The sequence below is a fragment of the Sphingomonas hylomeconis genome, from assembly GCF_025370105.1.
Classification (GTDB): domain Bacteria; phylum Pseudomonadota; class Alphaproteobacteria; order Sphingomonadales; family Sphingomonadaceae; genus Sphingomonas; species Sphingomonas hylomeconis.
This window is the reverse complement of record NZ_JANQBK010000001.1, coordinates 411,495-432,898: the sequence shown is the minus strand read 5'-3', so window position 1 is coordinate 432,898 and position 21,404 is coordinate 411,495. Positions and strand designations below refer to the sequence as shown.

The following is a 21,404-nucleotide window of genomic DNA, read 5'->3' as shown; positions in this document are numbered from 1 at the left end:
CTCAGTCCGCCCTGCTCGCGCCGATCGCGTCGAGCCGTGCGACATCGCCGAGCAGCGCCGCGGCCGCGTCGAGCAACGGCAGCGCGACCAGCGCGCCGCTGCCTTCCCCGAGCCGCATCCCCCAGTCGAGCAGCGGATCGAGCCCGAGCGTGGCCAAAGCGGCGGTATGCCCCGGCTCGGCCGAACGGTGCCCGGCAATCATCGCCCGCGCGCTGCCCGGCGCCTGCCGCTCGGCGACCAACGCGGCGGCCGTCGCGACATAGCCGTCGAGCAACAGCGTCGCGCCGCGCGCCGCGCCCTGCGCGAAGAACCCAGCCATGGCGGCGATTTCATACCCGCAGACCGCGGCAATCGCCGCCACGGCGTCGGTCGCCAGGAGCGGCGTGGCACGCTGGACGGCAGCGGCGACGATGGCGGTCTTCACCGCGACCGCGGCGTCGTCGGCGCCTGCGCCGCGCCCGACCGCGGCCACGGCATCGATCCCGGTGAGCAACGCGGTGAGGCAGGCGGCCGGCGTGGTATTGCCGATGCCCATCTCGCCCGCGATCAGCAGCGCCGCGCCGTCATCCACCGCGCGATCGGCCTCGTCGGCGCCGATCTGCCACGCCGCGTCGAACTGCGCCGGGCTCATCGCCGGCCCGTGCGCCAGGCTGACGGTGCCGTCCGCGACCCGCGCGTCGCGAAAGAACGGAGGCGGATTGGCGGCGCGCGGGCCGGCCACGCCGACGTCGATCAGCCGCAGCGGGCAATCGTTCGCCGCGGCCAGCGCGTTGCTCGTCGCGCGCCCGGCCAGGATCGTTCCGACCATCATGCCGGTCACCGCCGATGGCCAGGCCGAGACGCCATCGGCAACGCAACCATGATCGCCGGCGAACAGCACGATGCGGCGCGGGGTGGTGCGCGGATCGAGCCGTGCTTGCGTCAGCGCCAGCCGAACCGCGATCTCCTCGAGCCGGCCAAGGCTCCGGCGCGGCTTGGCTAGGGCATCGAGATGCGCCCAGACGGTCTGTTCGTCGATCATGTCGTTTGTCCGGCAATCGTGAGAATGGCGTCGATATCCAGCACGTCTTCGAGCGTCGCAGCGATGGCATCGAGCGCGTGATCGATCTCTTCGCGACGCTCGGTTCCGTCCGAGGCGGCGCCCAGGGTCGCGATCAGGTGCGCGCGCGCCTCGGCGCGGTCGAACAGGCCGTGGACATAGCAGCCGGCGATCCGCCCGTCGCGCGCGCTGGCGCCGTCGAACGTACCGTCGGCGAAGCGCAACAGCGGCGGCGCCCCGGGATCGACCGTCGTGACGCCGGCATGGATTTCGTAGCCGCCGAAGCCCGCCTCGCCGGCGACAAACCGCCCCTCGATCGGGCGCGTCGTCTTGTCGCCGGCGATCACCGTGTCGATCGGCAGCAGGTCGAGCCCGGCGACCGTGCCGGCCACCCCCTCGATCCCCGCCGGGTCGGCGATCGTCCGCCCGAGCATCTGATACCCGCCGCAAATGCCGAGCATGCGCCCGCCGCGGCGAACATGCGCGGCGAGATCCCCGTCCCAGCCCTGCGCGCGCAGGAACGCGAGATCGGCGATCGTCGCCTTGGTGCCGGGCAGGATGACGAGCGCGGCATCACCGGGCAGCGGTTGCCCCGGCGGGATCATGGTCAGCCGGACGCCGGGCTCGTGCGCCAGCGCGTCGAAATCGTCGAAATTGGCGATCCGGCTGAGCATCGGCACCGCGATCAGCGGCCCCGCGCCGCCCCCGGCGTCGCGGCCCAGTGCAACCGCATCTTCCGCCGGCAGCCGCGCCGCATCGGCCAGCCACGGCACCACGCCGATGCTGCACCAGCCGGTGCGCTCGGCGATCGCCAGCAGCCCGTCATCGAACAGGGCCGGATCGCCGCGAAACTTGTTGATGATGAAGCCGCGGATCATCGCCGCATCGGCTGGATCGATCACTGCCTGGGTGCCGACCAGCGCAGCGATCACCCCGCCGCGATCGATATCGCCGACCAGCACCACCGGCACGTCTGCCGCACGCGCAAAACCCATATTGGCGATGTCGCTGCGGCGCAGGTTGATCTCGGCGGGAGAGCCCGCCCCCTCGACCACGACGATATCCGCCTCAGCCGACAGGCGATGATAGGCGCCGAGCACCTCGCCCAGCAAATCCGGCTTGCGCCGCCAGAAATCGCCCGCCGCCATCGTGCCCCGGGCCCGCCCGCCGACCACGAGTTGCGCGGTGCGGTCGCTCTGCGGCTTGAGCAGCACCGGGTTCATGTCGACATGCGGCGCCGTGCGGCAGGCGATCGCCTGCAGCGCCTGCGCGCGCCCGATCTCGCCGCCATCGGCGGTCACTGCGGCATTGTTCGACATGTTCTGCGGCTTGAACGGGCGCACGCGCAGACCGCGATTGGCGAACACCCGGCACAAGCCGGCGACCAGCACCGATTTGCCGACGTCCGATCCCGTTCCCTGCAACATCACAGCAGCCATGCGAGCATCCCTACCAGCACCCACAATAGCAGGCAGGCCCCGCGATACACGCCGAGCGCGCGGGCGAGATCGGCGGCATCGGGTGGCGCGCCGCGGCCGAGCACGGCGCGATACGCCGGTTCGCCGTCGTACCGCACCATGCCGCCCAGCTGCCGGTCCAGCGCGCCGGCCATCGCCGCTTCGGGCCAGCCGCCATTGGGCGAGGCATGAGCCCCCGCATCACGCAGCATGGTGCGCCAGCCCCGGCGCCCGGCCAGGCTGATCAGCCCGCCCGACACTCGCGCGGGCAACCAGTTCACGACGTCGTCGGCGCGTGCGGATGCCCAGCCGAACCAGCGCAGCCGCGGCGTGCGGTGGCCGACCATCGAATCCGCGGTGTTGATCGCCTTGCAGGCGAACAATCCGGGCAGGCCGGCGAGCAGGAACCAGAAGGCCGGCGCGACCACGCCGTCGCAAAAGCTCTCTGCCAGGCTTTCGATCGCGGCGGTAGTGACCCCGGCCTCATCGAGCGCTGCCGTATCGCGCCCGACGATCATCGCGACCGCCCCGCGCGCGGTCGGCAGATCCCCCGCCATGAGCGGACGCAGCACCGCCGCAACATGATCGTGCAGGCTGCGCTGCGCGAGCCCGGTGGTGCCGATCGCAATGACAGCCAATATGCCCCAGCCATCGCCTGCCACGCGCTCGATCACGCCCCCGATCAACGCGGACAGCGCGACCAACACCCCGAGCAACGCCATGCCGGCGAATCGCTGGCGCACGGCGTTGCCGCCGTTCCAGCGCCGTTCGGCCGCGTCGATCAGGCGCCCCACGGCCATCACCGGATGCCGCCAGCGGCGCGGATAGCCGAACGCTGCCTCGGCAATCAGCATGGCCAGCAGGACCGCGGCATAAGTCACCGCCCGATCGGCAGGATGAAGCGGTGGCCGGCCGGGGTGACGCCGATTTCGACCTCCACACCATACGCCTCAGCGATCAGCGGCGCCGTCAGCACGGTGCTGGCGGGGCCGGCGGCGACCACGCGTCCGTCCTTCAGCAACACCGCATCGTCCGCGACGCGCGACGCGAGGTGCAGGTCATGCAGCACCAGGATCACGCCGCTGCCGCCCGCCGCCACGTCGCGCAGCCGCGCGAGCACGTCGAGCTGGTGCGCCGGATCCAGATTGGCCAGCGGTTCATCGGCCAGCAGCCAGTCGGGCTGGCCGGCGAGCACGCGCGCGAGCAGGGCACGGCCGCGCTCGCCGCCCGACAGGCGCTCGACGCTGCGTCCGGCCAGCACAGTCATGTCGGTCGCGGCAAGCGCCTGATCGACCGCCGCGCGGTCGGCCGCGGTCATGCTCCAGCGCCCGGTATGCGGTAGCCGGCCGAGCCCGACCAGCGTCGCCACGTCGATGTCCCAATGCACGTCCGCTGCCTGCGGCAGCAGCCCGATCGCGCGCGCGCGCGCGCGGCGATCGAGTGTCTGGACATCGCCGCCGTCCAGCGTTGCCACGCCGCGGGTCGGCACGCGCAGCGCGGCAAGGCAGGCGAGCAGGCTGCTCTTGCCCGCCCCGTTGGCGCCCAGCAACGTCGTCACACGGCCGGGGCGGAACGCATAGCGTACGTCGTCAAGCACGACATTGCCGCCAAGCGTCAGGCCGAGATGGTCGACAGCGAGGATGCTCATGCCAGTTTCCTTCGCATGCGCAGCAACAGATAGAGGAAGAACGGCCCGCCGAGCATCGACATGGCGATGCCGAGTCTGAGCTCGCTGACCGTCGGCGCGAGCCGCACCAGGCTGTCGGCGAGGGTCAGTAGCAGCGCGCCGCCGAGTGCCGATGGCAGCAGGATCGCCGACGGCCGGTTGCCGGCCAGCGGGCGCACCATGTGCGGCACGATCAGGCCGACAAAGCCGATCACTCCAGCGGAGGCGACCGACGCGCCGACCGTCAGCGCGATGCCGGCGATCACCGCGAGCTGCAGCCGGCGTGGGTCGACGCCCATCGAGCGCGCCGCCTGCTCGCCCAAGGTCAGCGCGTCGAGCGAGCGTCCGGTGGTGGCGAGGATCGCCCCGCCCAAGAGAATCAGCGGCAGCGCGACTTTGACGTCGTCCCAGCTACGATCGGTCAATGCGCCGAGCAGCCAGGTGACGATCTGCGACGAGACGAATGGCGTCGGGGCGAGGCTGATCGCCAGCGAGGTGAGCGAGCCGGCGATGCTGGTCAGGATCATGCCCGCCAGCGTGAACAGGATCAGGCTGCCAGAGCGCCCGGCGATCACGGCAAGCAGGCCCATCGTGCCCGCCGCGCCGGCCAGCGCGAATGCGGGCAGCAGCCAGATCTGCGCGGCATAGCCGAAATAGAGGGCGAGCACCGCGCCGAACGCCGCGCCGGCGGACACGCCGAACAGCCCGGGATCAGCCAGCGGATTGCGCAGATAGCCCTGCATCACGGCGCCGGACAGGCCGAGCGCGGCCCCGACGAGCATGCCCAGTATCATCCGCGGCAGGCGCAATTCGACGATGATGATCGAGCGCGGATCGGCCGCGCTCCACGCGTCGAGCGGCACCCACACTTTGCCCGCCGCGACCGACAGGCACGCCGCCAGCAGCAGCGCGACGAGCAACCCCAAATTCAATCGCGTCATGATCCGAATGCCCGTCGTACCTGCTTCAACCGCGTCATCGCGGCGATGATCGTCGGGCCACCGCAATTCATCAGCCGCACCGGATAAGGCGCGATCGTGATGCGCTGCCCGAGCCGCCGGACGGCGGGGTGCGAGGTCAGGCGATCCTCGCCGACCTCCGCGGCGCCGACCGAGAGGAGCACCCGCGGTGGATTGGCGATGAGATATTCGAGCGGCAGTACATCCCATTGCTTGAGCCCATAGGTTGCGCTCATGTTGCGGAAGCCGGCGCGGCGCAGCAGATCGTCCGACAGCGTGCCGGCCCCCGGCACCAGCCCGCCCGATTGCCAGATCAGCGCCGGCAGCGGCGTCGCGCGCGACGGCTGCGCCGCCGCCGCGATCCGCCCCGCCAGCATGCCGCCGCGGTCGGCATGACCCGCCAGCGCGGCGATCGCGCGCACCTGTGCGGCGCTCTCGGCGACCGATTCCGGCACCGGATATTGCACCAGCGCGATATGCATGCGCTTGAGCGCGGCGATCGTCGCCGGTTCGACATGTGGTCCTGTGATAACCACATCGGGCGCGAGCGCGACGACCTCTTCCGCCGTCCCCGATGTCGCGTGGAAGCGGCGTGCTTGCGCGAGCGGGATCGAGGTAGCGCGGGCATCCTGCGAATAATGGCTGATCCCCGCAATCTGCGCCGGATCGGCGACCTGCATCAACACGGCGTCGATGCACGGGTTGATCGACACGATGCGCGGCGGGCGGGGCGGGGCGGCGGAGATAAGGAGGGGCGTGAGCGCCGCCACAACCACCCTCGTCACCCCGGACTTGGTCCGGGGTCCAACGCGCCGCATGAATCGCAGCCGTTGCATTTGCGGCACGTTGGACCCCGGACCAAGTGCGGGGTGACGGTCGGGGGGGGTCAAAACTCCACGCCCTTCTGCGCCTTGAAGCCGGCCTTGTACGGATGTTTCACCTCAGTGAAATCGGTCACCAGATCGGCGATCTCGAGCAGTTCCGGCTTGGCGCCGCGCCCGGTAATGCAGATATGCTTGGTCAGCGGACGCTCGTTCAGGAACGCGACGATCTCGGCGATCGGCAATGTGTCATCGCGCAGCACGATATTGAGCTCGTCGAGGATCACGAAATCGATCGCCGGATCGAGGATCATCTCCTTCGACCGTTCCCACGCCGCGCGCGCCGCGGCGATATCCTGCGCGCGATCCTGCGTGTCCCAGGTGAAGCCCTGCCCCATCACCTCGAACGTGGCGAGATCGGGATAGGCCTCGAAGAAGTTGCGCTCGCCCGTCTCCCACTTGCCCTTCACATATTGCAGGATGGCAACCTTCATGCCCCAGCCGATGCTGCGGATCGCCATGCCGAAGGCGGACGAGGACTTGCCCTTGCCGTTGCCGGTATGGACGATCAGCAGCCCGCGCTCGAGCGTGCGGCGCGCCTGCATCTTGGCGCGCGCCTCGGCCATGCGTCTCATCCGGGCGTTGTGACGGTCATAGTCTTCAGTCATCGGACGAACTCCTCGAGGGCAGCGGCAAGCCGGGCCAGCGCGCCGGCGCCGCGCGGCAGGCCGAGGCGCAGGCGCGTCGGCTGGTCGGCGAACGGCCGGGTCAGGATAGCATGGTGCGCAAGGTGCGCGAAAAGCGCGCTGGCGGGGTCGCAGTCGATCAGGCGGAACAACGGCGCCCGGCCGACGACCGCCAGGCCGGCATCGGCCAGCACGGCATCGAGCAGGACGCCCGTTTCATCGATCCGCGCCTGCTGCGCGCGCCGCCACACGGCATCGCGATAGGCCGCACTGCCGATCGCGACGGCGGCGCTGGAAATCGGCCAGTCACCGAGCGTGGCGCGCAGGCGCGGCACGAGGGCGTCCGCGGCGATCACGAAGCCCAGCCGGACACCGGGCAGACCGTAAAACTTGCCGAACGAACGCAGGATGACGAGGCGGTCGGATCCGTGAGGCGCAAGGCCGGGCATGGGATCCGCATAGGCTTCGTCGACGATGACGGTCGTCTGGTCCGACAGGCCGCGCAGCATTGCCGGGTCGGTCACGCGACCATCGGGATTGGCCGGGCTGGCCAGGACGAGCAGGTCATAAGGGCTCCCCTCCCTTCCAGCGATGGGAGCAAAGATGGGCTCGGCATTCGGCCAAGCAGCGCGGTGGCCGCTATAGCCCGGCACGATCACCGCCGGTCGCGCTGCGTCGAGCAGCGGCGCCAAGAGCCGCATGGCGAGATCGGTGCCCGGCACCGCCACGACGTGGCGCGCTTCGGCAACGCCGAATGCCTGCGCGGCCGCGACTTCCAGCGCGGCGATCTCGCCCGGTTCGGGCAACCTGTCCCAGCCCATCGGCAGATCGCCGACCGGCCACGCCCAAGGCGCGATGCCGGTCGACAGGTCGATCCAGTCGCCCTCGCCATAGACGGCGCGCGCGGCGGCCAGGCGACCGCCATGTGCGCTGAAAATGGCGAGGGCGTCGTCCATCAATAGGTCAACCGCACGCCGCCGAACGCCGCACGGCCCGGCTGACCATAAGTATAGATCGTCTGGTAGCGCGCATCGAACACGTTCTCGACGCGACCATAGACCTCGAAATGGTCGCCGATCGGGAAGGCCGCGCGCAGATCGGTCAGCACGTAGCCATCGAGCCGCCGCGCGTTCGAGGCATTGTCGAAGCTATCGCCGATCGCGGTGACGGTGGCACCGGTCTTGAGCCCGAACGGCCATTTATAGTCCAGGTTCACCGCCACGTTGTCGCCCGGCCGCCGCGCCAGATCACGCCCGAAATTGGCGGTGCCGGCGGAGCGGTTGGTGGCATCGAGATAGGTATAGCTGGCGCTGAACGTCAGCGCCTCGACGGGCTTGAGCAGCAGCGAGAGTTCCAGCCCCTGCGCACGGGTGCGGGCGATATTGTCGTATGTGCCGTTCGGCCGGCCGACGCAGATCCCTGTCGTTGCCACTGCCGGGCACGAGACGAACGTGATCAGATCGCGCGAATTGCGATGAAACCATGTCGCGCTCGCTTCGATCGCGCCGCCCAACGCCCGTTGCGTCACGCCCGCATCCCAGCCGCGTGACCGCTCCGGCGTGAGCCGCTCGTTCCCGTATTCGCTCTGCTGCTGATACAAGGTCGGCGCCTTGAATCCCTCGGAATAGCTGGCGCGAAACGCCGTTGCGCCGCCGTTGGGCGAATAGACGCCGCTGCCCGAAAAGGTCGTCTCGCCACCGAACTTGCTGTGATCGTCGTGACGCACGCCGCCGGTCGCGGTGAAGCCGGCGATCGGCGTCACCGCCACCTGCCCGTAGACGCTGGACAGCCGCGCACGCCCCTTGGTCACCGGCCCGCCATAGCTCGAGGTGGAAAAACGCGAGACTTCGCGCTCTGCCCCGAACGTGGCGAAGATCGCGTCGCTCAGATCCACCACACCCTGATATTCCAGCCGGTCGTTGCGACCGATGCCGCGGAACGTCTCGGTCGGCGTGCCATCAGGATCGATGTTGCGGCGATCGGAATCGGTGTGGGCGAAGCCGATGCGGTTGCGAAACTTGCCGTCGAACAAAGCTGCGTTGAGCCCGGCATAGCCGATCCACTGCTCGCTCTCGCCATATTCGCGCGTATCGCCGAACGTGAAATTGGGCGGCGGGAAGCCATCGATATCGGTGCGCCCGTTGGTATAGAAGCCGCGCAGGTCGACCGAGATGTTCTCGGCCAACGCGATCCCCAGGCTGCCATTGGCGCCATAGTTGCGGAAGCCATCCTTTTCCCGCCCGAGCGCATAGGTCGAGATGCCGTCGGTCGTGTAGTAACCGCCGCCGACGCTGGCCGAGACCGGCCCAACCTTGCCCGAGACGTTGGCGAAGCCCTGGCCCGTGCCGAACGAGCCGCCCTCGGCGCGCGCGTTGACCGCGATCTGCTCGGTCGGCTGGCGCGTGATCAGATTGACCACGCCGCCGATTGCCTGGCTGCCCCACAGCACCGACTGCGCCCCGCGCAGCACTTCGATGCGCGCGATATTGCCGATCAGCAGGCCGCCGAAGTTGAAGCCGCCACCGGGCGAGGACGGGTCGTTCAACTTGATGCCGTCGATCAGCGCGACGGTCTGATCGCTTTCCGCGCCACGGATGTTCACCGAGGTCGCCGTGCCGACGCCGCCATTGCGGGTAACCGTGACGCCCGGCGTCTGGCGCAGCAGATCGGAGACGACGGAAGCCTGACGTTCGGTGATCGTGGCGGTATCGAGCACGGTCACCGCCTGGCCGACGGTCGCGGCGGGCCGCGCGTCGCGGTTGGCGGTGACGATCACGTCGGCGCCCGCATCGGCAACTTGCGTGAGGCCGTCAGTCGACTGCGCGGTCTGCGCGGATGCGGGCAGCGCCGCGACGAGGCACGGCAGCAGCAAGAAAGTGGTATAGGTCTTCACGTGGTTTCCCCTTGGCAATGAGCGGGGACGCACGTGACGATTGGCCAAGGAAAACAGCTTTCCATCGCGCACGACCCCAACGACGTCGTCACGCGAGGAAAAACCTCGATCGCCCGGAACACCCCGTCCGCACGAAGGACAACCGCGACAGGCAGGTCTCCTGGCTCCCGGTTCATCGCCTTGCCCGGCCTTCCCGGATCCGAAGATCCAGTGGCACGCAAAGGGGCAAGACTCGCCGGTCACAGTTGCGGGGACAGCCCCGGATGACGAACATGACGCTCGCTTCCGGGTTCCCTTTTCATTCCATCACTGGAAACCTGTCGCAATCGCGCCCATAGAGCGGCGGTTGACCGAGGGCAAGATGTTGGTTTCCAAGACGTTGTTCCTGGGCGGTGCGCGCTCGGGCAAGAGCCGGCTGGCGCAGGCGACGGTGGAAGCCTGCCCCGGCGCGCTGACCTATATCGCCACCGCGCAGGCATTCGACGACGAGATGACCGAGCGCATCGCCCACCACCGCGCCGATCGCGGCCCGCGCTGGCGCACGACGGAATGCCCGCTCGCGCTGCCCGAGGCGATCGCGACGGTGACCGGCGGCGCGATCCTGGTCGACTGCCTGACGCTGTGGTTGTCCAACCTGATGCTCGGCGGGCACGATATCGACGCGGCGACGCAGGCGCTGCTCTCAGCGATCGACACCACGCCGTTGCCGCTGGCGATCGTCAGCAACGAAGTGGGCATGGGGATCGTACCCGATCATCCGCTCGGCCGCAGCTTTCGCGATGCCGCCGGACGGCTGAACCAGGCGATCGCGGCCCGGGTGGACACGGCCTATTTCGTCGTCGCCGGGCTGGTCATCCCGCTGGCACCCCCGCCGATCGCGCCGGCTCAATAGGCCGCAACGTGCCGAGCAGGCGACGATGCCGGTGCGGCGTGCCGGATACGCTGAAACATTGCACACACATCCTCTTGGTAGCCCGCGCCCGATGAACAGCCCGCTCCCCGATCAAGACCGCACGATATTGCTCGTGGTCGACGACGATCACACGATCCGCAACCTGCTTGCGCAAAGCCTGAGCGTGCATGGTTATGACGTGAAGACCGCGGCGAGCGCGCAGGAAATGGATGTCGTGCTCGCCCACCACAAGGTGGCGCTGGTGCTGCTCGACGTGATGATGCCGGGCGAGGACGGGGTATCGGCGTGCCGCCGCCTGAGCCGTCAGGGAGGGCCGCCGATCGTCATGCTGAGCGCGCTTGGCGACGAGCCGGACCGCATCCTCGGGCTCGAGATCGGTGCGAGCCATTATCTTGCCAAGCCGTGCAGCCCGCGGGAAATCCTTGCCACGGTGCGCGCCGCGCTGCGTGCGCGCAGCATGGTCGAGCAGATCGACGCGCGCAGTTTCAGCTTTCTTGGCTGGCGAGTCGATTTCACCGCGCACGAATTGGTCGATGGCGATGGCACGCTGGTCGACCTGACCGACGGCGAGTTTGCGGTGCTGCGCGCGTTCGTCGAGCGGCCGCGCCGCGTGCTGGCGCGCGACGCGCTGCTCGAAGCGGCGCGCGGCCCAGATACCGAGGCGTTCGATCGCGCAATCGACGTGCAGGTCAGCCGGCTGCGCCGCAAGCTGCGGTCGCGCGGCGACGAGATCATCCGCACGATCCGCAACGAGGGCTATTTCTTCGTGCCCCGCGTCGTGCGCGCGTGACCGGCGATCGCCAGCGCCCGTGGCCGCTGTTCCTGCGCATCTTCGTGCTCATCCTGCTCACCGTGCTGCTGGTGCAATTGCTCAACTTCGCCGCCGTGCTGCTGATGCCGCCGCCGACCCCGGCAATCTATTCGACCAATCGCATCGCGCAGGTGGTGCGCGCCGGTAACGATACGACCGGGCTGCTCACCTCGTCCTTGTCGCGCGACCCGCCGCATGCCGGTGGTGACGAGCGCGATCGCCGACTGGCGCGGTTGATTGCCGCCGATCTGCGATTGCCCGCCGCCGCGGTGCGTGTCGAAGGGCATCGCAACGGCCCGCCAATGATGGTGGGCGCATTCCGCGCGCCGGTACCGATGGGGCTGCCTGGCCCGCCGCCACCGTCCTTCGCGATGGACAACGGCCTGTTCGGGTCGTTTGCCGTCTCGGTCCGCGTCGCGCCGGGATTGTGGCGCGTGATCCGCCCCGCCGGCAGCGTGACCGGGCCGTGGCGCGCGCGGCTGATCCTGTGGCTGCTCGTTGCGATAGCAGTGGCCGCGCCGATCGCCTGGGCGTTGGCGCGGCGCGTTGCCAAGCCGATCGGGCTGTTCGCCGCCGCCGCCGAGCGGCTGGGCCGCGATCCGCGTGCGCCTCCCCTGCCACTGTCCGGCCCACCGGAGATCGCCGAGGCGGCGACGGCGTTCAACCTGATGCAAGAGCGGCTCAATCGCTATGTCGAGGATCGCACGATGCTGATCGCGGCGGTGGCGCACGATCTCCGAACCCCGCTGATGCGTCTGTCGCTGCGGCTCGAAAAGGCCAGCGATGCCGTGCGCATCGCGAGCGAAGAGGATATTCAGGAGATGAGCCAGCGGATCGGCGCGGCGATGGCGTTCGTCCGCGACATGACGCGCGATGCCCGCCGGCAGCGGCTCGATCTGCGTTCGCTCGCCGAAAGCATCACCGATCAATGCGAGGATCGCGGCGAGCAGGTCGCGCTGGCCCCGGGCCCGGCACTGACGATCGACGGCGATGGCCCGGCGCTGAAGGCGCTGCTCGCCAATCTCATCGAGAATGCGGTAAAATATGCCGGCGCCGCCGAAGTGACGCTGCGACGGGAGGGCGACGTGGCGATCATCGAAGTGGCGGATCGCGGCCCGGGCCTCGTGCTGGCCGATCTCGACCAGGCGTTCGAGCCGTTCTTCCGCGCAGACCGGTCGCGTAATCGCGATACCGGGGGGAGCGGGCTCGGCCTGGCCAGCGTCCGCGCCGTGGCGCGCGCGCATGGCGGCGAAGCGATGCTCGAAAACCGCCCCGGGGGCGGGCTGCTGGCGCGCGTCACCCTGCCCGGCTGACGCAGCGGCGCGCTCAGCCGAGCATGCCCGAAAAGATCCAGCGGCGGCTGATCGCCGATTTGGTAATCGCCGCACCACAGCCGCGGCAGGCCGAGCGCTGGATCGCCTGGCCGGCAACGTCGCGATGCTGATAACGCGGCAGATGCCGGCCAATGGCGCAGTCGAGCTGCGATGAGGGCAATGGCATAAGCGGTCTCCGGACGATCGTTCGCCGCGGCGATATGCGCTGCCAACTTGTCCGCTATGTTTCCGCATCGCGGTAACGCACGCCGGACATATTGCACGGCGCTTGCCCTTGACGTAAACGTGAACCACCACACCTAAGGGTCGTTCGAGACTCGTGCCCGCCAAGCGGGCGTCCAGATGGAGATTCCCGTGACTGACGTCGTTATCGCCGGCTATGCCCGCTCGCCGTTCCACCTCGCCGGCAAGGGCGACCTCGCCCGCGTCCGCCCGGACGATCTCGCCGCGCAGACGATCCGCGGGTTGCTCGACAAGACCGGCGTCGATCCGTCCGAAATCGAGGACATCATCCTCGGCTGTGCCTTCCCGGAGGGCGAGCAGGGCCTGAACGTTGCGCGCATGATCGGGCTGCTGGCCGATCTGCCGCTGTCGGTCGGCGGGATGACGGTCAACCGGTTCTGCGGTTCGTCGATGAGCGCGATCCACATCGCGGTCGGCCAGATCAATATCGGCGCCGGCGACGCGTTCATCTGCGCGGGGCTCGAATCGATGAGCCGCGTGCCGATGGGCGGCTATAACCCCTTGCCCAATCCCGACCTCTTCAAGAAGAATGCCGGCGCCTATATGGGCATGGGCGAGACCGCCGAGAACGTTGCGCGCGACTATCAGATCACGCGGGCCGAGCAGGATGCCTTTGCGGTGAAAAGCCAGGACAAGGCCGCCGCCGCGCGCGCCGATGGCCGGCTCTCCGACGAGATCGTGACGATCCAGACCAAAGCCGGCCCGGTCAGCCAGGACGGCACGATCCGCGCCGGCACCACGGTCGAAGCACTCGCCGGCCTCAAGCCCGCGTTCAGCACGGACGGGTCGGTCACTGCCGGCACCTCCTCGCCGCTGACCGATGGCGCCTCCGCCGTCCTCGTCACCTCGGAAGCGTTCGCCACCAAGCACGGCCTGACGATCCTCGCACGGATCAAGTCGGTCGCGGTGTCGGGTAACGATCCCTCCACCATGGGCCTCGGCCCGATCTATGCCTCGCAAAAGGCGCTGGAGCGTGCGGGCATCACCGTCGCCGACCTCGACGTGGTCGAGATCAACGAGGCGTTTGCCAGCCAGGCGATCGCCTGCATCCGCGACCTCGGCCTGAAGGAAGAGACGATCAACCTCGACGGCGGCGCGATTGCGATCGGCCATCCGCTTGGCGCGACCGGCGCGCGGATCGTTGGCAAGGCGGCGGCCTTGCTGGCGCGCGAGGGCGGCCGCTATGCGCTCGCCACCCAGTGCATCGGCGGCGGTCAGGGCATCGCCACGGTGCTGGAGCGCGCATGATGGTCGATCAGGTGAAGAAGGTCTGCGTCATCGGCGCAGGCGTGATGGGCGCGGGTATTGCGGCACAGGTCGCCAATGCCGGCATTCCCGTGCTGCTGCTCGATATCGTGCCCCGTGAAGGCGACGATCGCGATGCGGTCGCCAAGGGCGCGGTCGCCAAGATGCTCAAGACCGACCCCGCGCCCTTCATGTCGAAGCGTGCGGCCAAGCTGGTCGAGACGGGCAATATCGACGATCATCTCGGCCGGGTCGCCGAGTGCGACTGGATCGTCGAGGCGATCGTGGAGCGTTTGGACATCAAGCAGGCGCTCTACGCCAAGCTGGAAGCGCTCAAGCGGCCGGGCACCGCGGTGTCGTCGAACACCTCGACGATCCCGCTCGGCCATCTCGTCGACGGCCGGTCGGACCAGTTCAAGGCCGACTTCCTGATCACGCACTTCTTCAATCCGCCGCGCTACATGCGGCTGGTCGAGATCGTGCGCGGCGAGTACACCGATGTCGCTGTTGCCAGCAAGGTCGAGGATTTCGTCGATCGCTTCATGGGCAAGCGCATCGTCCGTGCGAAGGACACGCCGGGCTTCATCGCCAACCGCATCGGCACCTACTGGCTTGCGGTCGCGATCAACGCGGCGATGGACCAGGGGCTGACCGTCGAGGAGGCCGACCAGATCGGCGGCCGTCCGATGGGCGTGCCCAAGACCGGCATCTTCGGCCTCGTGGATCTCGTTGGCGTCGATCTGATGCCGCTGTTGTCGAAAAGCCTATCCTCGACGCTGCCCGCCGGTGATCCCTATTTCGACACCGTCCGCGACATGCCGCTCGTCGACAAAATGATCGCGGAGGGCTTTACCGGCCGCAAGGGCAAGGGCGGCTTCTACCGCTTCGACAAGGCGACGCGGACCAAATTGTCGCTCGACCTGGCGACCGGCGAGTATCGCCCCGAGCAGAAGCCCGCCGACCTGCCTGGCAAAGCGGATAAGGATCTCGCCGCGCTGATTGCCGAGCCCGGCAAGATCGGCAGCTATGCCTGGACGATCCTCGGCAGCGTGCTCTCCTACGCCGCCATGCTCGTCGGCGAGGCGACGGACGACATCATCGGCATCGATGATGCGATGAAGCTCGGCTACAACTGGAAATACGGTCCCTTCGAACTCATCGATCGCATGGGCCCGGGCCTGCTAGCGCAGCGCCTGGCCACCGAAGGCCGCGACGTGCCTGCGATCCTGAAAACCGCGGGCGATCGTCCCTTCTACCGGGTCGAGGACGGCAAGCGACAGTATCTGACCACCGCCGGCGAGTATGCCGACGTCCCGCGCGGCGAGGGTGTCGAACTGCTCGAGGACATCAAACTTCGCGCGCAGCCGATCCTGACCAACGCGTCGGCATCGCTTTGGGATGTCGGCGACGGCGTCGCCGCACTGGAATTCCATACCAAGATGAATGCGCTCGACGATCAGGTGATCTCGCTGATCGAGCAGGCGATTCCGGTGGTGCGTGCGCGCTTCAAGGCACTGGTGGTGTATAACGAAGCAGCCAACTTCTCGGCCGGCGCCAATCTAGGCGCGGCGATATTCGCGGTCGGTGCCAAGCTGTGGGACATGGTCGAAGCGACCGTCGCCAAGGGCCAGGCGGCATACAAGGCGCTGAAATACGCGCCCTTCCCCGTGGTCAGCGCGCCGGCCGGCCTGGCGCTCGGCGGCGGCTGCGAAATCCTGCTGCATTCGGATGCGATCCAGGCGCATGCCGAGACCTATGCCGGCCTCGTCGAATGCGGCGTGGGCCTCGTCCCCGGCTGGGGCGGCAATGGCGAGATGCTCGACCGCGGGACCAAAGCGGGTGCGTTGCCCAAGGGCCCGATGCCGGCGCTGAGCCAGGTGTTCCAGATGATCTCGACCGCGCAGGTCGCCAAGTCGGCGGCGGAAGCACGCGAGATGATGATCCTGCGCAAGGGCGACGGCATCACCATGAACCGCGACCGGCTGCTGGCCGATGCCAAGGCCAAGGCGCTGGCGCTGGTCGACGGCTATGTCGCGCCCGAGCCGCCGACGTTCCGGCTGGCCGGCGCAAGCGGGCAGACCGGCCTGGCGATGGCGGTGTCCGACTTCCACAAGAAGGGGATGGCGACCGACTATGACATGGTCGTCGCCGGCCGGCTCGCGGTGGTGCTGACCGGGGGCGACGCCGATCTGGTCGATACCGTCAGCGAGCAGGACGTGCTCGATCTCGAGCGCGCCGCGTTCATGGACAGCGTGAAGGACGAGCGCACCCAGGCGCGCATCGTCGCGATGCTCACTACCGGCAAGCCGCTGCGCAATTGAGCGTCCGGGTGCCGGCCCGGCCGGCACCCGGGAAACCGCCGATCCCGGTGACGATCCCCCCGGATCGGTGCGCGATCGGCGGAATTGCCACCGCTCCGGAGCAGCTACCTTGCACCGGCGCGGCCCGCCCGTAACGCGGGGATGATGAGCGCTCCCCCCCGACATGCCCCGCGCGCCGCGCCGCGCCCGGCCCTGCCCCGTGCGGACATCGTCTCCGCCTCCGACCTCGTCCGCCATTTCGGCCTGTGGCAGGAGCGGGCGGCGCGAACGCCGGTCTACGTCTTGTTCCGCGGCCGCCCGCGCCTCGTCCTCACCTCGATCGAGGTGATGGAAGCGCTGCTCGCGCCGCACCTGCCCGACCGGGCCATGCCGATGCCGGACGCCGGCGCGCTGCTCGATCTGATCCGCGACATGGTGATCGTGGCGGACGCCGATCTGCGCGTCATCGCCGCGAGCAAGACGGCGCGCGCTTTTTTCGGCGGCAGCGTCGCGCTCGGCGCCGCGGTCGACGCGCTCGTTGCCGCGCCGGCGCGGGGCGCGCTACGGCGCGCGCTCGCGCAGGTGCAGGCCAATGGCGTCGCGCAGGCGCTCGACCTGCCGTCGCCGCGCAGCGCCGACCGGTCACTGCAGGTAACGATCGAGCCGCATCATCGCGGCGTCGCGTTGCGCATCGAGGACGCATCCTGCCGCAAATCGGACGAGTTGAGTTAGGCTTAATCGGTAATAAACCAGGTCTTTACGCGCTTCGGTATAACCCTGGGGTCCAATCAACGCTTCGTCGGCCACAAGCATCCGGCCGACGCACCGGGGGATCATGGCGCAAATTTCGACAAAGACGGCAAACCGCGACGGTAATTGGGGCCTGATCGCCGCACTGGCCGACGCCGATGGCAGCGCGCGCCATCCCTTGCCAGCGCGGCTCGCCGCGCGCGACGCCCCGCCGCGGGACCTGTCGGACGCAGTCCATGCCCTGTGCTGGCTGCACGGCCGGCAGCCGGGCGTGATCGATCACGCCGCAACGATCAATGCGCAGCCGCTGGCACAGGATTGGCTGATCGAGGCCGCCGCTGGTTTCGCCGCCGAGCGCGCCTATCTCGCCACGCTAACCGCAGCCGCGGGGCACCAGCCCTCGACGCCCGGTCAGGCTGAATCCGAAGCGGCCGTGCTCGGTCAGCGCCATGCGCTCGACATGCTCGCGCAATCGGAACGCGCCGGCTGTGCGACCGGCGCGGCGATCGCGCTGGTGATCGACTGGGCGGCGATCCGCATACCGCTCGATGCCGCGGCGGCGCGCTTCGGTGTCACGCCGCCGCGCTTCGAATTGCCGATGAATGCCGAGATCGAGACCGTCGTGCTGTCGCTCGGCCAGAGCCCGGGGATCGAGCGCGCGATGGCGTTTGGCGCGCAGCAATTGCTCGCGCAGCACCGCGGGCTGTGGAATCTCCTGGAGGCACGGGCCAGCGCGCGCGACGAACTGTAGCGCTTGCACCGGAGCGTCGAATCCCTCTATCGCCAAACCCGATATTCAAATTCGGTGAGGGCGAGAATGAAACGCTTCGAAGGCACGCAGAGCTACGTCGCAACCGACGATTTGAAAGTCGCCGTCAACGCCGCCGTCACGCTGCGCCGCCCGCTGCTCGTCAAGGGCGAACCCGGCACCGGCAAGACCGTGCTCGCTTATGAAATCGCCAAGGCGGTCGATGCCGAGCTGATCGAGTGGAACGTCAAATCCACCACCAAGGCGCAGCAGGGGCTGTACGAATATGACGCGGTGGCGCGGCTGCGCGACGGGCAGCTCGGCGACGAGCGCGTACACGACATTTCCAATTATATCCGCAAGGGCAAACTCTGGGAAGCGTTCACCCGGCCCAAGCCGCCCGTGCTGCTGATCGACGAGATCGACAAGGCCGATATCGAATTCCCCAACGATCTGCTGCAGGAGCTCGATCGGATGGAATTCCACGTCTACGAAACCAAGGAGACGGTGCGCGCGGTGGAACGGCCAATCGTCGTGATCACCAGCAACAACGAGAAGGAACTGCCCGATGCGTTCCTGCGGCGCTGCTTCTTTCACTATATCAAGTTTCCCGATCGCCAGACGATGCAGGCGATCGTCGACGTGCACTTCCCCGGCATCCAGAAGATCCTCGTCAGCAAGGCGATGGATATCTTCTACGACGTTCGCGACGTGCCTGGCCTGAAGAAAAAGCCCAGCACCAGCGAATTGCTCGACTGGCTGAAATTGCTGCTGCACGAGGACATGCCGCTCGAGGTGCTGCAGAATCGCGATCCGACCAAGGCGATCCCGCCGCTGCACGGCGCGCTGCTCAAGAACGAGCAGGACGTGATGCTGTTCGAACGTCTCGCTTTCATGGCCAAGCGCCAGCAGAACAAGGGCTGACAGACGCGATCATCATTTCGCGCAGCAAGGCGGTCTAGGGTTTACGCGCGGTAAAGCATTCCCGGTTACGCAAGTTTTCGGGGGGTACCATTACCACGGTATCCATGATGCGTATTTTCGGCTCTGTTATCATTGCGTTGGTCTCGTTTGTGACCACCGTTCCGGCGACTGCAAGTTCGTTGCTGGACTATGTCGGCGAATGCGTGCCGTTTGCGCGCGCCGCATCCGGCATCCAGATCTACGGCAATGCCTGGACCTGGTGGGCGCAGGCCGGTGGACGCTACAAACGCGGTGCCGCGCCGCGCGTTGGCGCCGTGATCGTATTCGAGAAATCGAGCAAGCTTCGCCTGGGTCATGTCGCGGTGGTCAGCCGGGTCGTGACACAGCGCGTGGTGATGGTCACGCACGCCAATTGGTCGCGCCAGAATGGCGAACGTGGCCATGCCGAGCAGGATGTCACGCTTACCGACGTTTCGGCGCGCAACGACTGGACATCGGTCAAGGTCTGGTATCGTGACCGCGACGGGCTGGGCGGCAGCATCTACCCGGTCTACGGCTTCATCTATGGCAGCCCCGATGCCGAGGCCGCACGGTCCATCGCCAAGGCCACCCCCGCCCCCGAGCTCACGGGGCGCAATCCGGATTATGTCGGCGCGCTGATCGACGCTTACTGAGGCTCGACAGGACCGCCTGGTGCGGCCAAGATACATACCATGTTCCTGAACTTTCTCGATGAGCTTCGCACCGCCGGCATTCCTGCCAGCCTCAAGGAGCATTTGCTGCTGCTCGAGGCGCTCGATGCCGAGGTGATCGATCGCACGCCGGAGGATTTCTATTACCTGTCGCGCGCGGTGTACGTGAAGGACGAGGGGCTGCTCGACAAGTTCGATCAGGTCTTCGCCAAAGTGTTCCGCGGTATCGCCACATCGTTCGGCACCGAGAATGCCGACATTCCCGAGGAATGGCTGAAGGCGGTCGCCGCCAAATACCTGTCCCCCGAAGAAATGGAGAAGATCAAGGCGCTCGGCTCGTGGGACGAGATCATGGAGACGCTGAAGAAGCGCATCGACGAACAGAAGGAACGTCACCAAGGCGGCAACAAATGGGTCGGTACCGGCGGCACCAGCCCGTACGGCAATAGCGGCTATAATCCCGAAGGCGTCCGCATCGGCGGCGAGAGCACGCACAAGCGCGCGCTGAAGGTTTGGGATCAGCGCGACTTCAAGAATCTCGACAGCACCCGGGAGCTCGGCACGCGCAACATCAAGGTGGCGCTGCGCCGCCTGCGCAAGTTCGCGCGCGAAGGTGCTGCCGACGAACTGGATATCGACGCGACGATCGACGGCACCGCGCGGCAGGGCTGGCTCGACGTGGTGATGCGCGCGGAGCGCCGCAATGCCGTCAAACTGCTGCTGTTCCTCGATGTCGGCGGATCGATGGATCCGTGGGTAAAGCTCTGCGAGGAGCTGTTCTCGGCGGCGACCAGCGAATTCAAGAATCTCGAATTCTTCTACTTCCACAATTGCCCCTATGAGGGCGTGTGGAAGGACAATCACCGCCGCTTCACCGAACGAACGCCGATGTGGGACGTGCTGCACAAATTCGGACACGATTATAAGCTGGTGTTCGTCGGCGATGCCTCGATGAGCCCGTACGAGATCACCCATCCCGGCGGCTCGGTCGAGCATTTCAACGAGGAATCCGGTGCGGTCTGGCTGCACCGGCTGACCAATACCTATCCCGCCGCGGTGTGGCTCAACCCGGTGCCGAAGGAGCAATGGGGCTATTCTCAGTCGGTGAAGATCATTCGCGAATTGATGACCGACCGCATGTATCCACTCACGCTGGCCGGGCTCGACGAGGGCATGCGCGAACTGACGCGCAAGCGCTGATCCGCGGCTAGCGCCGATAGGCATCCGGCCGTTCTGCCAGCCAGCCGGCGGTCGGCGTGAGCGGATCGGCGGGGGGCGCATCGGGCACGCCCTTTGGTCCGGCAAAGGCGATACCCGCCAAGGTCGACGCTGCCCACATCACGCGACCGGCGACCGGCTCATCCTTGCCGATCGCGATCTGCACCAGCATCCCCTGTTCGAGTTCGCCCTTATGGTCGACACAGGTGCCGGTTTCCGAAATGTTGCGGACCCGGCAGGTCAACGCGCCCGGCATGCCCGGCACCGCAACCTGGGCCGTGCGGAACACGCTGTCGCGCTTGGCGCGCGTTACCGCGCGATCGGGAGTCGGATCATCGGTCACACTTGACCAATACAGCAGCCAGCGGCGCCATGGGTTAACGCTGCGAACGATTCGTCGCGGTCACCCCCGCCTGCGGCCGTCGAGATACATCCAGAGCAGCGCAGACCGGTGCAGCCGCCCTCAGGCCGAAATCGCCTGCAGCTTTTCGAGATAGGTTTTGACGAGCAGCATCCGCCGATCGCGCGCCTCGGCGGTGACGGCGCGGGCCGCGGCGAGCCGCTCGCAGGTCACCCGGCGCATATAGAACTGACGATCCGATTCCATGTCTCGACGACTCCGGCGTGATCGGCAACCCCCCAGCTGGTGCGACTCACGCAACGCCTGCATGGCCGACCTTCGGGCACCGCACCATCGCCTTCGTA

General features: G+C 67.8%; 22 protein-coding genes and 1 riboswitch. Of the genes, 10 read left to right on the top strand and 12 right to left on the bottom strand.

Annotated features, from left to right (window positions below):
* Position 1: 1 nt before the first annotated feature.
* The 9 genes from cobT to NV401_RS02110 all read right to left on the bottom strand — a co-directional run bounded on the left by cobT (position 2) and on the right by NV401_RS02110 (position 9,521).
* Positions 2 to 1,021 (bottom strand): nicotinate-nucleotide--dimethylbenzimidazole phosphoribosyltransferase, encoded by a 1,020-nt coding sequence (gene cobT, locus NV401_RS02150; RefSeq protein WP_261292721.1) that lies wholly within the window; start codon positions 1,019 to 1,021, stop codon positions 2 to 4.
* Positions 1,018 to 2,478 carry a cobyric acid synthase gene (locus NV401_RS02145; RefSeq protein ID WP_261292720.1) on the bottom strand — a complete coding sequence of 487 codons (1,461 nt, stop codon included), beginning with the start codon at positions 2,476 to 2,478 and terminating at the stop codon, positions 1,018 to 1,020. Before NV401_RS02145 ends, cobT begins: the two co-directional genes overlap by 4 nt.
* Positions 2,466 to 3,377, bottom strand: a complete 912-nt coding sequence (gene cbiB / locus NV401_RS02140) for an adenosylcobinamide-phosphate synthase CbiB (protein WP_261292719.1) — start codon at positions 3,375 to 3,377, stop codon at positions 2,466 to 2,468. Before cbiB ends, NV401_RS02145 begins: the two co-directional genes overlap by 13 nt.
* Entirely contained in the window at positions 3,374 to 4,144 is a 771-nt protein-coding gene (locus NV401_RS02135; protein ID WP_261292718.1) for an ABC transporter ATP-binding protein, read from the bottom strand. The genes cbiB and NV401_RS02135 overlap by 4 nt, the downstream gene beginning before the upstream one ends.
* Positions 4,141 to 5,103: a FecCD family ABC transporter permease gene (locus NV401_RS02130; RefSeq protein WP_261292717.1), complete on the bottom strand. Its 963-nt coding sequence runs from the start codon at positions 5,101 to 5,103 to the stop codon at positions 4,141 to 4,143. The genes NV401_RS02135 and NV401_RS02130 overlap by 4 nt, the downstream gene beginning before the upstream one ends.
* Positions 5,100 to 5,891: an ABC transporter substrate-binding protein gene (locus NV401_RS02125; RefSeq protein WP_261292716.1), complete on the bottom strand. Its 792-nt coding sequence runs from the start codon at positions 5,889 to 5,891 to the stop codon at positions 5,100 to 5,102. Before NV401_RS02125 ends, NV401_RS02130 begins: the two co-directional genes overlap by 4 nt.
* A 116-nt stretch (positions 5,892 to 6,007) precedes the next feature.
* A complete protein-coding gene (gene cobO / locus NV401_RS02120; protein ID WP_261292715.1) occupies positions 6,008 to 6,610 on the bottom strand; it encodes a cob(I)yrinic acid a,c-diamide adenosyltransferase in 603 nt (200 codons plus the stop codon).
* Entirely contained in the window at positions 6,607 to 7,584 is a 978-nt protein-coding gene (locus NV401_RS02115; RefSeq protein WP_261292714.1) for an aminotransferase class I/II-fold pyridoxal phosphate-dependent enzyme, read from the bottom strand. Before NV401_RS02115 ends, cobO begins: the two co-directional genes overlap by 4 nt.
* A complete protein-coding gene (locus tag NV401_RS02110) occupies positions 7,584 to 9,521 on the bottom strand; it encodes a TonB-dependent receptor plug domain-containing protein (protein ID WP_261292713.1) in 1,938 nt (645 codons plus the stop codon). The genes NV401_RS02115 and NV401_RS02110 overlap by 1 nt, the downstream gene beginning before the upstream one ends.
* Positions 9,522 to 9,654: 133 nt before the next feature.
* Positions 9,655 to 9,857: riboswitch (cobalamin riboswitch) on the bottom strand.
* 28 nt (positions 9,858 to 9,885) lie between these two features.
* On the opposite strand from NV401_RS02110, the gene cobU reads away from it, so the two are divergent.
* From cobU to NV401_RS02095, 3 genes are all read left to right on the top strand, one after another.
* The gene (cobU, locus tag NV401_RS02105) at positions 9,886 to 10,413 is read left to right on the top strand and encodes a bifunctional adenosylcobinamide kinase/adenosylcobinamide-phosphate guanylyltransferase (RefSeq protein ID WP_261293061.1); all 528 of its coding nucleotides are present in this window, start codon (positions 9,886 to 9,888) and stop codon (positions 10,411 to 10,413) included.
* Positions 10,414 to 10,504: 91 nt separating this feature from the next.
* On the top strand, positions 10,505 to 11,224 hold the full coding sequence (locus tag NV401_RS02100) for a response regulator (protein ID WP_261292712.1): 720 nt from the start codon (positions 10,505 to 10,507) through the stop codon (positions 11,222 to 11,224).
* The gene (locus NV401_RS02095; protein WP_261292711.1) at positions 11,221 to 12,558 is read left to right on the top strand and encodes a HAMP domain-containing sensor histidine kinase; all 1,338 of its coding nucleotides are present in this window, start codon (positions 11,221 to 11,223) and stop codon (positions 12,556 to 12,558) included. Before NV401_RS02100 ends, NV401_RS02095 begins: the two co-directional genes overlap by 4 nt.
* Positions 12,559 to 12,571: 13 nt before the next feature.
* Here NV401_RS02095 and NV401_RS02090 read toward each other — a convergent pair whose 3' ends face one another.
* On the bottom strand, positions 12,572 to 12,745 hold the full coding sequence (locus tag NV401_RS02090) for a hypothetical protein (protein WP_261292710.1): 174 nt from the start codon (positions 12,743 to 12,745) through the stop codon (positions 12,572 to 12,574).
* Positions 12,746 to 12,933: 188 nt separating this feature from the next.
* On the opposite strand from NV401_RS02090, the gene NV401_RS02085 reads away from it, so the two are divergent.
* The 7 genes from NV401_RS02085 to NV401_RS02055 all read left to right on the top strand — a co-directional run bounded on the left by NV401_RS02085 (position 12,934) and on the right by NV401_RS02055 (position 20,681).
* Entirely contained in the window at positions 12,934 to 14,070 is a 1,137-nt protein-coding gene (locus NV401_RS02085; RefSeq protein ID WP_261292709.1) for a thiolase family protein, read from the top strand.
* A complete protein-coding gene (locus NV401_RS02080) occupies positions 14,070 to 16,388 on the top strand; it encodes a 3-hydroxyacyl-CoA dehydrogenase/enoyl-CoA hydratase family protein (RefSeq protein WP_261293060.1) in 2,319 nt (772 codons plus the stop codon). Before NV401_RS02085 ends, NV401_RS02080 begins: the two co-directional genes overlap by 1 nt.
* 144 nt (positions 16,389 to 16,532) lie before the next feature.
* Positions 16,533 to 17,099, top strand: a complete 567-nt coding sequence (locus tag NV401_RS02075) for a PAS domain-containing protein (protein WP_261292708.1) — start codon at positions 16,533 to 16,535, stop codon at positions 17,097 to 17,099.
* Between the two features lie 103 nt (positions 17,100 to 17,202).
* Complete coding sequence (locus NV401_RS02070; protein WP_261292707.1) at positions 17,203 to 17,868, top strand: DUF6975 family protein; 666 nt, start codon at positions 17,203 to 17,205, stop codon at positions 17,866 to 17,868.
* A 66-nt stretch (positions 17,869 to 17,934) separates the two neighbouring features.
* The gene (locus tag NV401_RS02065; protein WP_261292706.1) at positions 17,935 to 18,789 is read left to right on the top strand and encodes an AAA family ATPase; all 855 of its coding nucleotides are present in this window, start codon (positions 17,935 to 17,937) and stop codon (positions 18,787 to 18,789) included.
* A gap of 107 nt (positions 18,790 to 18,896) precedes the next feature.
* On the top strand, positions 18,897 to 19,463 hold the full coding sequence (locus NV401_RS02060) for a CHAP domain-containing protein (RefSeq protein WP_261293059.1): 567 nt from the start codon (positions 18,897 to 18,899) through the stop codon (positions 19,461 to 19,463).
* A 39-nt stretch (positions 19,464 to 19,502) separates the two neighbouring features.
* Positions 19,503 to 20,681: a vWA domain-containing protein gene (locus NV401_RS02055; protein WP_261292705.1), complete on the top strand. Its 1,179-nt coding sequence runs from the start codon at positions 19,503 to 19,505 to the stop codon at positions 20,679 to 20,681.
* Between the two features lie 7 nt (positions 20,682 to 20,688).
* Here NV401_RS02055 and NV401_RS02050 read toward each other — a convergent pair whose 3' ends face one another.
* Both NV401_RS02050 and NV401_RS02045 read right to left on the bottom strand, forming a co-directional pair.
* Positions 20,689 to 21,042: a PilZ domain-containing protein gene (locus NV401_RS02050; protein WP_261292704.1), complete on the bottom strand. Its 354-nt coding sequence runs from the start codon at positions 21,040 to 21,042 to the stop codon at positions 20,689 to 20,691.
* Positions 21,043 to 21,162: 120 nt separating this feature from the next.
* On the bottom strand, positions 21,163 to 21,306 hold the full coding sequence (locus NV401_RS02045; RefSeq protein WP_261292703.1) for a hypothetical protein: 144 nt from the start codon (positions 21,304 to 21,306) through the stop codon (positions 21,163 to 21,165).
* Positions 21,307 to 21,404: the final 98 nt, after the last annotated feature.

Excerpts from the sequence above, each read along its gene's own strand:
- cobT (WP_261292721.1), bottom strand. The coding sequence starts at position 1,021 with ATGATCGACGAACAGACCGTCTGGGCGCATCTCGATGCCCTAGCCAAG.
- NV401_RS02145 (WP_261292720.1), bottom strand. The coding sequence starts at position 2,478 with ATGGCTGCTGTGATGTTGCAGGGAACGGGATCGGACGTCGGCAAATCG.
- NV401_RS02135 (WP_261292718.1), bottom strand. The coding sequence starts at position 4,144 with ATGAGCATCCTCGCTGTCGACCATCTCGGCCTGACGCTTGGCGGCAAT.
- NV401_RS02130 (WP_261292717.1), bottom strand. The coding sequence starts at position 5,103 with ATGACGCGATTGAATTTGGGGTTGCTCGTCGCGCTGCTGCTGGCGGCG.
- cobO (WP_261292715.1), bottom strand. The coding sequence starts at position 6,610 with ATGACTGAAGACTATGACCGTCACAACGCCCGGATGAGACGCATGGCC.
- NV401_RS02115 (WP_261292714.1), bottom strand. The coding sequence starts at position 7,584 with ATGGACGACGCCCTCGCCATTTTCAGCGCACATGGCGGTCGCCTGGCC.
- NV401_RS02100 (WP_261292712.1), top strand. The coding sequence starts at position 10,505 with ATGAACAGCCCGCTCCCCGATCAAGACCGCACGATATTGCTCGTGGTC.
- NV401_RS02090 (WP_261292710.1), bottom strand. The coding sequence starts at position 12,745 with ATGCCATTGCCCTCATCGCAGCTCGACTGCGCCATTGGCCGGCATCTG.
- NV401_RS02080 (WP_261293060.1), top strand. The coding sequence starts at position 14,070 with ATGGTCGATCAGGTGAAGAAGGTCTGCGTCATCGGCGCAGGCGTGATG.
- NV401_RS02075 (WP_261292708.1), top strand. The coding sequence starts at position 16,533 with ATGAGCGCTCCCCCCCGACATGCCCCGCGCGCCGCGCCGCGCCCGGCC.
- NV401_RS02070 (WP_261292707.1), top strand. The coding sequence starts at position 17,203 with ATGGCGCAAATTTCGACAAAGACGGCAAACCGCGACGGTAATTGGGGC.
- NV401_RS02065 (WP_261292706.1), top strand. The coding sequence starts at position 17,935 with ATGAAACGCTTCGAAGGCACGCAGAGCTACGTCGCAACCGACGATTTG.
- NV401_RS02060 (WP_261293059.1), top strand. The coding sequence starts at position 18,897 with ATGCGTATTTTCGGCTCTGTTATCATTGCGTTGGTCTCGTTTGTGACC.
- NV401_RS02055 (WP_261292705.1), top strand. The coding sequence starts at position 19,503 with ATGTTCCTGAACTTTCTCGATGAGCTTCGCACCGCCGGCATTCCTGCC.
- NV401_RS02045 (WP_261292703.1), bottom strand. The coding sequence starts at position 21,306 with ATGGAATCGGATCGTCAGTTCTATATGCGCCGGGTGACCTGCGAGCGG.